The organism is Treponema sp. R80B11-R83G3, from assembly GCF_054786115.1.
Genome location: NZ_BDHF01000491.1, coordinates 1 through 460 on the forward strand (window position 1 = coordinate 1; position 460 = coordinate 460).

General features: G+C 35.0%; 1 protein-coding gene. It reads left to right on the top strand.

Annotation, left to right across the window (positions count from 1 at the left end; genetic code table 11):
- Positions 1 to 352: 352 nt before the first annotated feature.
- The coding region (locus ACYVRH_RS14615) for an ATP-dependent Clp protease adaptor ClpS (RefSeq protein ID WP_461257590.1) at positions 353 to 460 on the top strand (108 nt) is incomplete at its 3' end.

Consider the following 460-nt stretch of genomic DNA (forward strand, 5'->3'; position numbering starts at 1 on the left):
GTTGAAGTTGGTGTTGAACGCTCCTTGCGCTAGAGGCAGTATCCACATTTCATCTTTGGCGAAGTTCTTTCCTGCCGGTTCAAGCACGGCTAGCGTTATGTTTTTTCCGCCGTCCCCAGTGTAACCAGTTGGGCGTGTATGTTTACCATAGCGGCTAAAAATAAAAGTAAAATTAACGATGTCATTTTTTTCATAATAATTCCTTAAAATTCAAGATAAGTTACATAGTATTATTTTACCACAATAATTATTTTTTTCAACTATATAAAAAGTTATATTTCATTCTATATATATTATCGTGAGCCTTTTTGGAACCCTTGTCCATATCCCCATAATTATATAAAATTATCTTATGGAACCGCGAATCAAGGAAAAATCGACTTCAAAATCAAGGGAAAAATTTAAAGAACCTGAGCAGTTCAGGGTGGTTCTCTTAAACGACGATTATACAACCATGGAT